This window comes from Hyunsoonleella rubra (assembly GCF_042684665.1).
GTDB classification, from domain to species: domain Bacteria; phylum Bacteroidota; class Bacteroidia; order Flavobacteriales; family Flavobacteriaceae; genus Jejuia; species Jejuia rubra.
In genome coordinates this window covers 250,971-261,898 of sequence record NZ_JBHULY010000016.1, presented here as the reverse complement: position 1 = coordinate 261,898, position 10,928 = coordinate 250,971, and the positions used below count along the sequence as shown (strand labels likewise).

The window sequence follows — 10,928 nt, the reverse complement described above, 5'->3', positions numbered from 1 at the left end:
ATTAATAACCAATGCTATGTTAAAAAATATCCTAACAGTGCTGTTGCTTGCCGTGGGATTATGTACTTATGCCCACGAGCTTAACGGCACGGTAATTTCAGCAGAAAACGAAAAGCCCCTTCAAGGTGTAGGGGTTTACAATAAAAATACGGGAGCTTACACCTATACCAATGTTTCCGGTTATTTTGAACTCGACGACATTTCGGTGGGAGATGTTGTTTATTTCTATCAACTGGGATTTGAAAATTACGAACTCATCATAGACGAGTCGCATTTGGATAGTACCGCAAACATAATTCTTGAAATATCTGCGGCATCTTTAGACCAAGTACTCATTGTTTCCAAAGTAAATGTGCTGAGTAGTTTTGTGAACGTGGATTTAAAAACAACTCCCGTAAAAACCTCGCAGGAAATCCTTCGTAAAATTCCGGGATTGTTTATTGGTCAGCATGCCGGTGGCGGTAAAGCCGAGCAGATTTTCCTAAGGGGATTTGATATTGATCATGGTACCGATATCGCGATTGATGTGGACGGTATGCCGGTAAACATGGTATCCCACGCGCATGGGCAAGGTTATGCCGATATGCACTTTATCATTCCCGAAACCATTGAAAATTTAGATTTTGGAAAGGGTTCTTATTATGCTGACAAAGGAAATTTCAATACCGCAGGCTATGTAGATATCGTCACTAAAAAGAAAATCGATAAAAACCTAATTTCCGTTGAAGCCGGACAATTTAACACGGTTCGTGCTATGAGCATGCTCAAGATTTGGGACGGCGAAAATAGTAATGCCTATGTTGCCAGTGAGCTGAACTTAACGGACGGAGTCTTCGATTCGCCACAGAATTTCAACCGTTTAAATATCATGGGGCGTTATAATTACAACAACTTTAAGGATCAGGAATTCAACCTGTCATTGTCACACTTTCAAAGTAAGTGGGATGCTTCGGGGCAGATTCCGCAACGCGCCGTGGATCAAGGTTTGATAGGACGATTTGGAGCCATTGATGATACTGAGGGTGGTAATACTAGCAGAACCAATATTTGGATGAATCACATCAAGCATTTTGATGAGCATTCTAGCTTAACATCATCGGCGTACGTTTCACAATATGATTTTGAATTGTTTTCAAATTTTACCTTTCTTTTGGAGGATCCTGTAAATGGAGATCAGATTCGTCAGTATGAAGACAGAACCATTATTGGGGCGAAAAGTGTTTATGAAAAATCCTTTCATTTGGCGGATCACGACAAGCAATTGAAATATCGGGTCGGTGTTGGATTTCGTTATGATGATGTTAATGAAAACCAATTATCCCGCACCGCAAACAGAAAAGACCTTTTGGAACGATTAGCTTATGGCAACGTGGACGAAGCCAATGGTTTTGCATTTGCGGATTTGAATTACAAATGCAATAAATGGACATTAAATCCGGGCATTCGTTTGGATTACTTCAATTTTGATTACGAAGATCTGTTGTCGACCGCTTATGACAGTAAAAGTGAAGATAAGGCCATAGTTAGCCCCAAGCTCAACGTTATTTATGCGGCTTCGCCAAAGACACAATTATTTTTGAAAACCGGTTTTGGGTACCATTCTAATGACAGTAGAGTGGTGGTTGCCCAGAGTGGAGAGGAAATTTTACCTGCCTCTTTTGGTGCGGATTTAGGAACTATACTTAAGCCAACGGATAGGTTAGTAGTAAATGCCGCCTTATGGGCTCTGTTTTTGCAACAGGAATTTGTGTACGTAGGGGATGCCGGTATTGTTGAGCCCAGCGGAAAAACAAGACGAATGGGTATCGATTTTGGCTTAAGATATCAAATTGCGGATTGGCTTTATTTTAATGCAGATGTGAATTATGCACATGCCAGAAGTACGGAAGAGCCGAGTGGACAGGATTATATTCCCTTAGCACCTGATTTAACCTCAGCAGGTGGCTTTAGTTTTAAGGAGTTGGGCAAATTCTCTGGAAGCATCAATTACCGCTATATTAAAGACCGTCCTGCAAATGAAGATAATTCTATTGTTGCTGAGGGCTATTTTGTCACGGATTTTAATATTAACTATTCATGCAAGAATTGGACGTTCGGATTAATTGTAGAGAACTTGTTTGATGTGGATTGGAACGAAACCCAGTTTGCCACCGAAAGTAGGTTGATGGGAGAGGCAGATTCGGTGGAGGAAATCCATTTTACACCCGGTGCGCCTTTCTTTTTAAGAGGGAAAGTATCTGTAAGATTCTAACTTTCAGGATGTTTTAAGAATATCTATAAATTGAGTATGCTTCATTAAAATAAAATCAATGGTTTAACTGGAATATTCGGTATATTTCTAAAAAAATATTTCAATGAAGCATACTTTTATCCACGGGGAGAGGGATGGCATAATTATTTTTATTCATGGCAACTCGTCTTCTTCTAACGTTTTTCAGCATATTTTAAATTCAAAAAAGATAATGCGCTCCATGTTGGCTGTGGATTTACCGGGACATGGAAGTAGTTTAAATGGTTATAATAGAGAAGAGAATTTCTTTATGGGGTCTTACTTAGACCAGCTATACGACCTCATTCAAAATATTGATGAAGACATTGTATTGGTTGGCAATTCTTTGGGAGGTCATATTGCTATTGAATTGGCGCCACGCATTAAAGATAAGCTAAAAGGCTTGGTGATTTTTGGAACCCCTCCATTAAAAAAACCTTTAAATTTTGAAGAAGCCTTTTTGCCAGAGCCCGCCTTGCAAACCTTTTTCACGGAAAACCCGCCAGATAATGAGATTAAGGAAGCGGCCAATATAGCGGTATTTGATAAGTTAAATGCCCCGATTGTAGTGGAGAATTTTAAAAAGGCTCACCCAAAAGTAAGGACGGCACTGGGGGTTGATGTTGCCAACGAAAGACTTTTAAATGAATATGAGATATTTACCAACTTGACAATACCAAAATATATCATTGCCGGTTTACAGGACCCAACAATTAACCGTGATTATTTAAACCACGTAGTAGATGCCTCGGCAGGGCACTGTGAATTGATTGAGTTTAAGGATTGCGGACATTACCCAAGTTTAGAGCAGCCCCTTCAGTTTGAAGCAACGCTTAGTAGAATAGCTAATGAAGTGTTTAAATAATCCCTTCCCTAAGGCATTTAGCAATAACTTCTGAAGTGTTTTTGCACCCTGATTTTTTCAAGATATTTTTCTTGTGCGTATAAATCGTGTTCGTAGATATATTAAGCTGAGAGGCTATGCTGTTTGTAGAATTTCCTTTTACGATTGCTTTCAATATTCCTAGTTCTCTATTGGTAAAAGGTATTTTGTTTTCTTCTATTAAGTCAAAACTATCCTTGGCTTCGTTATAATGGTAATTCGGTAATCTATCCCCTATAAATGAAACTTTATGGTCAATGGGCAAATCTAGATGGGTTACATCAGTATGTACGCCAATGACCTGTTGCACCTTACCATCTTTAGAAACATTTATCGCTTTAGACTGGTGAAGAATGGTTTTATAGGTCCCATCAGCCGCCATAAACCTAAATAGATATACTGATTTATATTTAGTAATGTCTTTTGCATCAATTTTTCTCATCTTAAAATTGACCGAAGCCCGTTCTTTCCTATGTAAGTCGGCTAAATCCTCTGGATGAAAAAGAGTAAAGATTTTTTCCAGTGTAAATTGACTTGGAGGAATACCAAGTACGGTCTGGGTACCCTCACTAACATAATCAATTTTATAAGTAGCGAAATTTAGTACATAATAATAAAAGTTTCCTGCAGCAAACATCGACGCAATGTTGTCAACAATTTCCAATACCAGTTTCGAGTCTGCTGGTTCAATATTCTGCATAACCGCACCCCAAACATCAAATACCTTCTTAATATGTGCCTTTCTCATAAATCATTTAGATAATGCCCTCTCGAATGGCTTTCGCAACAAGCTGACTGGTATTGATGGCTCCTGATTTTCTTAGGATATTCCGTTTATGGGTATTCACCGTTAATAGTGAAATAGATAGTTCCCCGCTAATATCCTGTGCCGTTTTACCTTGACTCAAAAGTTCTAATATCTCCGTTTCGCGCTTGGTGTACTCCGTTTCATAATGTTGACGCAATACATAGTTGCTTTTGGTGTATTTGTAATGTACCGAAGGTAGTTTTTGGCTTAAAAAAGACACCTTGTTGTCAAAAGGCATGTTTAAATGGGTCATATCTGTATGAATACCCAATACCTTCTGAATTTTGCCATCATGGGACATCACAAGTGCTTTAGTTTGGTGAAGGATGGTTTTATAAATGCCACTGGTATGCCTTAGGCGCATAAGGTACACCACTTTATAATCGGGAATATTTTCGACAGAAATTTGATTGAGCAAAAAATGTGTGGCAATCCCTTCTTTTTGATGCATGACCTCCAAATCATCGGGGTGCATAATTTCGAAAAGCTTATCCACATTAAACGCCTCTGGTTGAATGCCAAGAACATCTTTAATGCCCTCATGGACGTAGTCCATGGAAACGTCTTCAAAATTGATGATATAGTAGTAAAAAGGACCGGCTGAAAATAGAGAGGCCACTTGTTCAACAACATCGAGAAGAACTTCTTTTTTACTAGGGTTTAAAATCTTGTTCTCCGTTTCCCAAACGCGGGTCACCTTACGCGCATTTTCATTCATTCTTCGAGAGTCAATAGCTATTAATCCAGTGATTTTACAACCCTTTTTTAATCAGAAAAAGAAAGTTTCAATCACTTCATTCCCCAAGATGTCAAAAAAAAATGACAATAACAATTTTTAGTACCCTTGCATTTGCAATTTTTCCTTCTTATGAATTTTTTCATCCTGGTTTTGGTTGTTTGTAAGTATTTTTAGATGTTTTTGAGAGGTCTGTAGTGCCTATTTCCAAAAAAACGCCAAAAAATACCTAGAATTGGGTATTGACTCATATGAAGTTTGCCCCTAGTTTTACAACAGTTATTAATTAGTTCTTAGGGAGAATTCAAAAGTGTCTGTGGTCTTTTGTGGGCACAGGCACTTTTTTGGTCTAAAAATTTCTTTTTTTGATAGCCGTAATAAAAAAATATGTACCGTAAAAGATTCAATTTGAGCAAATCTTCAAAAATTAAAGGCTCAAATTGAAGTTTTTGTAATTCAGTAAGGTAAATCTGTAGAATAAAGAAATAAAGACCTTTTGTGCTAGCAAAATATGTATATTTGACGCACGAATTGCTGTGATCTATTGTAATGTTTTTATCAAAAGTAGATCGAAACCAAATCAAATGAATAATATATTAATCACTTCAGCAGGGAGAAGAGTGTCGCTGGTTAAAGCCTTTCAAAGCGAGTTGTCTTATATTTTTCCGGGAGCCAAAGTTTTTGTTGCGGACCTAAGAACAGATCTGTCGGCTGCTGCACAAATTGTGGATAAAGCTTTTGATATATGCAGGATTACTGATCCTGATTATATTCCGATGCTGTTGGATATATGTGTTCAAAATGAAGTGAAACTTGTAATACCTACTTTGGATACTGAGTTATCGGTAATGGCGAAAAGTAAGTCTCTGTTTGATGACAAGGGCATTACACTGATGGTTTCAGATGAAGCGTTAATTCAGGTTTCTGATAATAAGGTGAACACCGAAAAGTTTTTTGATAAGCTTGATATTCCCGTGGGAAGGATTTACACTAAGGATAATTACAAACTTCCTGTCTATATAAAACCTTTCAACGGTAGCCGAAGCATAGATAATTTCATTATTAAAAAGGAAAGTGATTTTAGTGAAAAGCACTTTTCGGAAGATAGATTTTTGTTTTTCGAATACTTAGACCACGATATTTACGAGGAATACACCTGCGATTTGTACTATGACAAAAACGGGGATTTGAAATGTGCCGTGCCAAGAAAGCGAATTGAGGTACGCGGTGGCGAGGTAAGCAAAGGCATCACCAAAAAAGACGCGGTTTACGATTATATCAATTCTAAATTGACCAAACTTGAAGGGGCGAGGGGATGTATTACGTTTCAATTCTTCAAGAACAAAGAAAACGATGATATCCGAGGGATAGAAATCAATGCGCGTTTTGGAGGAGGTTATCCACTGACTTATTTGGCAGGAGGGAATTTCCCCAAATGGATTATTGAGGAATACTTATGTGACAAGTCCGTCGAAAAATTCCAGAATTGGGAAGAAGACCTATTAATGCTTCGCTACGACGCAGAAGTTTTAGTGCATGGACACAAAGCCTAAACCTATTGTTATTTTTGATTTGGATGATACACTCTATAACGAGTTGGATTATCTAAAGTCTGCTTTTTTAGAAATTGCCCAATTCATCAGCAAAGATTCCGATAGCGATTCCATTTCAATTTTTGAAGAAATGATGCGTTTGTACCATAGCAAATCCAACGTTTTTGTAGAAATACTGAACAGTTACGTTACAAAAGCAACAAAAGAGGAGTTGCTTCACCTTTACAGAAACCATAACCCCAATATTAAATTGTCGGACGAAAGAAAATTGGTTTTAGAATTCCTTAAAAATAAAGGTATAAAAATTGGGCTTTTGACAGACGGGCGCTCCAAGCAACAACGAAGTAAAATTAAAGCCTTGGGACTTGACGAATATTTTGATGAAATAGTTATTTCCGAAGAATTCGGTAGTGAAAAACCCAATGAAAATAACTTTCTGCATTTTGAAAAGACATTCGGAACAGGGCAGTATTTTTATATTGGCGACAATGTTTCAAAAGATTTTCTTTCTCCAAACAGATTGGGTTGGACATCAGTTTGTATATTAGATAATGGCGATAATATCCATAAGCAGGATTTTGGACTGGATAGAGCTTACCTGCCAACGTTCACCTTAAAAGATTTTAAGGATATCATCAAGATTTTAGATTAGCTTTCTTCCGAATTATCTTTATCCAGCACCTTAATCAATTTAAAGGATTTAAATAAGTGAAAGAGTCCCGGCAATATGATGGCTCCGCCGATGATTAAAGAAATGCCCAGTACATTAATGACGCTATCAGTAGTTGTGGCGTCCAAAATACTAATTTCCGAACCCGAAGTCATCAAAAGGTTGGGGTAGTGGGAGCCTAAAGCAGCTAATAGGATCAAAACAACTTGCATTCCCGCTAAAGTTCGACTTTTGACTTTCTTGGCGTTTTTAATGCTACGTGTTAAAGGCAGTATCAAAATTGCAGAAAGTGCCACCAAGCCAACGGCAAATGGGTTGTTTACAAAATCCGTTACGAAAGTTATATCGTTAACGAAACCAATGCTTAAAACTAAAAACCCCATAATTATAACCACAACATTGGCTATTTGTGCTTTTCGAACATAAAGTTTACGTTCGGCATCTTCAGCTTCACCTATCAATAGTACGGCCGCCAAAAAAGCGCATAAAGAGGCAAAGAAGAGACCAACAAAAACTGAAAACCCATTGAGCCATGACACTACAAAAGTTTCAAAAAAGCTTAAATTGGAATAGTCGTTTGTGATATTAATTTTACCTGAAACGCTCGCACCAAATGTCATTCCTAGGAAAAAAGGAGTAACTAAACTTGAAACCCTAAACATCCAATCATAAAGCACATGGGTTCTATCTTTAAAAGCATCGTAATGGCGGAATACAAAAGAGACACCTCTCAAGGTAATACCCAATAATACAAGAGTGAGCGGAATGTGTAAATAAATGACCAAAACATTATAAAACTCAGGGAATCCAACCCACAAAATCACCACAATAATTATAATCCAAATATGATTGGCCTCCCAAACGGGACCGATAACACGATAAACGGTTTTCTTGGTGATTGATTTACTTTTCTTCGAGGATACTAGTTCGATGATGCCTGCACCAAAATCCGCTCCCGCTAGAAGTACGTACAGGAGTAAGGACACCATAAGAAAAAAAAGCACTACGTACAGCATGGTCAAGCAGGTTTTGGGTTATTCAATACTTTTATCTGTCGTGCCATCAGCCAGGTTACGGCAATGGTCAAAATAGAATATAATACCACATACATGTAGAAACTAAACACCATGCCAGGCATTGGGGTTACTGCATCTTTTGTTTTCATAATATTATGGATAATCCATGGCTGTCTGCCTACTTCAGTAACCACCCAGCCGGCTTCTAAAGCAATAAAGCCCATCGGAGCCATTAGTGCAAATAACCACCAAAACTTTCTGTTTTGACACCAGCGTTTCCTTTTCAAACTGATGAAAAATAAAATTCCCACCACTAAGAGTAAGGTCCCGATACCTACCATAATTTGAAAAGCATAATGCACCATGGCTACGTTTGGGCGAATATCTTCAGGAAAATCATTCAAGCCTTTCACTTCAGCATCAAAATCACCAAAGGCCAGAAAGGACAGGGCTTTTGGGATTTTGATTTTATAGTTTACTTCTTGCGTTTCGTTATCCACGATGCCGCCAATGTAAAGGGGGGCACCTTTGGTAGTTTCATAATGGGCTTCCATGGCCGCTAATTTTACGGGCTGTCTTTTCGCAATATCCTTAGCGGAAAGGTCGCCGCTTAAAGGTTGAAGTATTGCTGCAATAGCGGCAAAAGTTATTGCGATTTTAAACGCTTTTTTATGAAGTTCCGTCTGTTTATTTTTTAGGATTTGAAAGGCGTGAACGCCGGCAACGGCAAACCCCGTGGCCACAAAGGCCGCCAAGGTCATATGCAAAGCTTGGGTAAACCAGGCTGGATTCAACAATGCTTTTATAGGATCAATATTTAAGAATTGGCCATTGATATAATCAAAGCCTGATGGTGCATTCATCCAACCATTGGCTGAAACAACGAGAATACCCGAAGCCACTCCCGAAATGCCAACAATCACACCCGTAAACCAATGGAATTTTTCAGGAATTTTATTCCAACCGTAAAGGTAAAAGCCCAATGCAATGGCCTCCACAAAAAAGGCTGCACCTTCCAAGGAAAACGGCATACCGATAATGGGACCGGCATGTTTCATAAATTCTGGCCAAAGTAGCCCCAATTCGAAAGACAAAGCAGTACCCGAAACTGCCCCGGTAACAAAAAAAATCGCGACACCTTTTTGCCACGATTTTGTTAGTTTTAAATAAATGGGGTTTCGCGTGTTTAGCCATTTTTTGTGGGCTACGACCATAAAAAAGGGCATCACCATCCCAATGCATGCAAACACAATGTGAAACATCAAAGTAAATGCCATTTGCAGTCTTGCGGCATCCAGATTGTCCATAAAAAGGGCTTTAAAAAGTAGTAATACAAAGATAAGTTATAAAGCCGTATTTTAGTATAAAATAGCTCAATTGAAATTGTCGAAATTCAAAATATTAGTTCTGTTTGCATTTTTGATTTTTGCCTCCTACGGAGAAGAACCATTAACTGAGGTGAAAATCTATACATTTTATAAATCTTCTATTAAACCAAGGGAAGGATTTGAAGTTGTAATTAGAGAGATTAGAAAACCTTTCTTTGGAATGTGGAGATTTTATGAATTATCTCAAAAAGAAACTGACAGCACTGGTATGGTACTATTTCAAGTGCCAAAGGGACATTATAGTATTGTGGTATACAAGTATGATAAACCTGTTTTTAGAACTGATGAGATTTTAGTAGAAGATTTAAAGCCTAAAGAGTTTAGATTTGATTGGTGATAAATTCCTATTCTTCAATAATCTTGACCTCAAACATCTTATCCCAGCGTTTGCCGGTCACAAAAATGGTTTGGGTTTCAGGATTGTAGGCTATGCCATTAAGTACATCCAAACCTTTATGCTGGGTCACTTTTTTCTTTAATGGGGTAAAGTCAATGACTCCGATAACCCCGCCATTCTTGGGGTTGATGATGGCTACACCATCTTTCTGGTAGCGGTTGGCATAAATTTTACCGTCAATCCATTCCATTTCGTTGATGCCAATAATTTTTCCTTTGTTGGTGTACACTTGAATCTTGTCCTCTTCCACCAAAGTTTCAGGATTTAACAACCAAATATTTTCGGTGCCGTCACTTTTATAAATTTTCCCGCTGTGGTGCGTTAGTCCCCAACCTTCCTTGCTTTTTCCGTATTTAAAACTGCTCAGTTTTTCCAAGGAGTTCACGTCGTACACAAATCCCATTCCAGCTCTCCAGGTCAACTGGTATATTTTGTCATCCATAATGGTAATGCCTTCTCCAAAATAAGCATTGGCCAAATTAATATTTTGAATGACCTCTCCTGCTTTATAATCCACCTGCCTCAACTTGGATTCCTTGTATTGACCTGTGCTTTCATATAATTTGCCATCATAAAACTCCAAACCTTGGGTGTAAGATGTAATATCGTGGGGGTACTCATTTATGATTTCGTACTTAAACAATTTTGGGGATTGGTCATTCAAAATTGTAATTGAAGAGCTTACGGTTTGCTTTTCTTCACTGTTAAAATAAACTGTAGCTTCCATGGTGTGCTTCCCCAATTTATTGTTTTTCAAATCGAATGTGCTTTCAATGGGAGTTCCATTTAGCGTATATACGATAGAATCTATGGTATGACCTTTTTTGTTCTCGATGGAAAGTTGAAGGGTTTCGTCTATAGGAATATTACCTTTTACCGCATTCGTCTTGATATTGAAGTGGTTCTTTTGTTGCCCAGAATTTGGTCCACAGGACACTGACAAACTGATTAATAAAATGAAAGCGAGATATTTGAAAGTTTTCATGGTTGAAGCCTAATTTTTGCCGAATATATTTATTTAAAATCGGTTTGAAAAATCATTGTGAAAATTTTAAAAGGTTGTATCTTTGCACCCGGCAAGTCCTACACAACCAGCTCCTGTAGAATCCCCCAGGGCGGGAACGCAGCAAGGGTATATGGTCGTAGCGGTGTGATGTAGGTAGCTTGCCTTTTTTTGTGCGCTAAATTCAGGTATTCTTGTCGTTTCA

General features: G+C 38.1%; 10 protein-coding genes and 1 other RNA gene. 6 read left to right on the top strand and 5 right to left on the bottom strand.

Annotated features, from left to right (window positions below):
* The first annotated feature begins 16 nt into the window (after window positions 1-16).
* Together ACFSR8_RS09490 and ACFSR8_RS09485 are read left to right on the top strand one after the other, a co-directional pair.
* Window positions 17-2,251, top strand: a complete 2,235-nt coding sequence (locus ACFSR8_RS09490; protein WP_380291386.1) for a TonB-dependent receptor — start codon at window positions 17-19, stop codon at window positions 2,249-2,251.
* A 103-nt stretch (window positions 2,252-2,354) separates the two neighbouring features.
* Window positions 2,355-3,134, top strand: a complete 780-nt coding sequence (locus tag ACFSR8_RS09485; RefSeq protein WP_380291384.1) for an alpha/beta fold hydrolase — start codon at window positions 2,355-2,357, stop codon at window positions 3,132-3,134.
* Here the strand turns inward: ACFSR8_RS09485 and ACFSR8_RS09480 are convergent.
* Together ACFSR8_RS09480 and ACFSR8_RS09475 are read right to left on the bottom strand one after the other, a co-directional pair.
* Window positions 3,127-3,900 carry a LuxR C-terminal-related transcriptional regulator gene (locus tag ACFSR8_RS09480; protein WP_380291382.1) on the bottom strand — a complete coding sequence of 258 codons (774 nt, stop codon included), beginning with the start codon at window positions 3,898-3,900 and terminating at the stop codon, window positions 3,127-3,129. The genes ACFSR8_RS09485 and ACFSR8_RS09480 overlap by 8 nt on opposite strands.
* A 7-nt stretch (window positions 3,901-3,907) precedes the next feature.
* Entirely contained in the window at window positions 3,908-4,678 is a 771-nt protein-coding gene (locus ACFSR8_RS09475) for a LuxR C-terminal-related transcriptional regulator (RefSeq protein ID WP_380291380.1), read from the bottom strand.
* A 602-nt stretch (window positions 4,679-5,280) separates the two neighbouring features.
* On the opposite strand from ACFSR8_RS09475, the gene ACFSR8_RS09470 reads away from it, so the two are divergent.
* Window positions 5,281-6,249: an ATP-grasp domain-containing protein gene (locus tag ACFSR8_RS09470; RefSeq protein WP_380291378.1), complete on the top strand. Its 969-nt coding sequence runs from the start codon at window positions 5,281-5,283 to the stop codon at window positions 6,247-6,249.
* Window positions 6,233-6,901 (top strand): HAD family hydrolase, encoded by a 669-nt coding sequence (locus ACFSR8_RS09465; protein ID WP_380291376.1) that lies wholly within the window; start codon window positions 6,233-6,235, stop codon window positions 6,899-6,901. The genes ACFSR8_RS09470 and ACFSR8_RS09465 overlap by 17 nt, the downstream gene beginning before the upstream one ends.
* Here the strand turns inward: ACFSR8_RS09465 and ACFSR8_RS09460 are convergent.
* Together ACFSR8_RS09460 and ACFSR8_RS09455 are read right to left on the bottom strand one after the other, a co-directional pair.
* Entirely contained in the window at window positions 6,898-7,935 is a 1,038-nt protein-coding gene (locus ACFSR8_RS09460) for a cytochrome d ubiquinol oxidase subunit II (RefSeq protein WP_380291374.1), read from the bottom strand. The two genes, ACFSR8_RS09465 and ACFSR8_RS09460, sit on opposite strands and share 4 nt — an antisense overlap.
* 2 nt (window positions 7,936-7,937) lie before the next feature.
* Entirely contained in the window at window positions 7,938-9,242 is a 1,305-nt protein-coding gene (locus tag ACFSR8_RS09455; protein ID WP_380291372.1) for a cytochrome ubiquinol oxidase subunit I, read from the bottom strand.
* Between the two features lie 70 nt (window positions 9,243-9,312).
* Here ACFSR8_RS09455 and ACFSR8_RS09450 point away from each other — a divergent pair, with 70 nt between their 5' ends.
* Entirely contained in the window at window positions 9,313-9,660 is a 348-nt protein-coding gene (locus ACFSR8_RS09450; RefSeq protein WP_380291370.1) for a hypothetical protein, read from the top strand.
* 7 nt (window positions 9,661-9,667) lie between these two features.
* On the opposite strand, the gene ACFSR8_RS09445 is transcribed toward ACFSR8_RS09450, so the two are convergent.
* The gene (locus tag ACFSR8_RS09445) at window positions 9,668-10,705 is read right to left on the bottom strand and encodes a glutaminyl-peptide cyclotransferase (RefSeq protein ID WP_380291368.1); all 1,038 of its coding nucleotides are present in this window, start codon (window positions 10,703-10,705) and stop codon (window positions 9,668-9,670) included.
* Between the two features lie 89 nt (window positions 10,706-10,794).
* Between ACFSR8_RS09445 and ffs the strand changes: the two genes are divergently transcribed.
* Window positions 10,795-10,893, top strand: an RNA gene (gene ffs, locus ACFSR8_RS09440) — signal recognition particle sRNA small type.
* The last annotated feature ends 35 nt before the right edge of the window (window positions 10,894-10,928 follow it).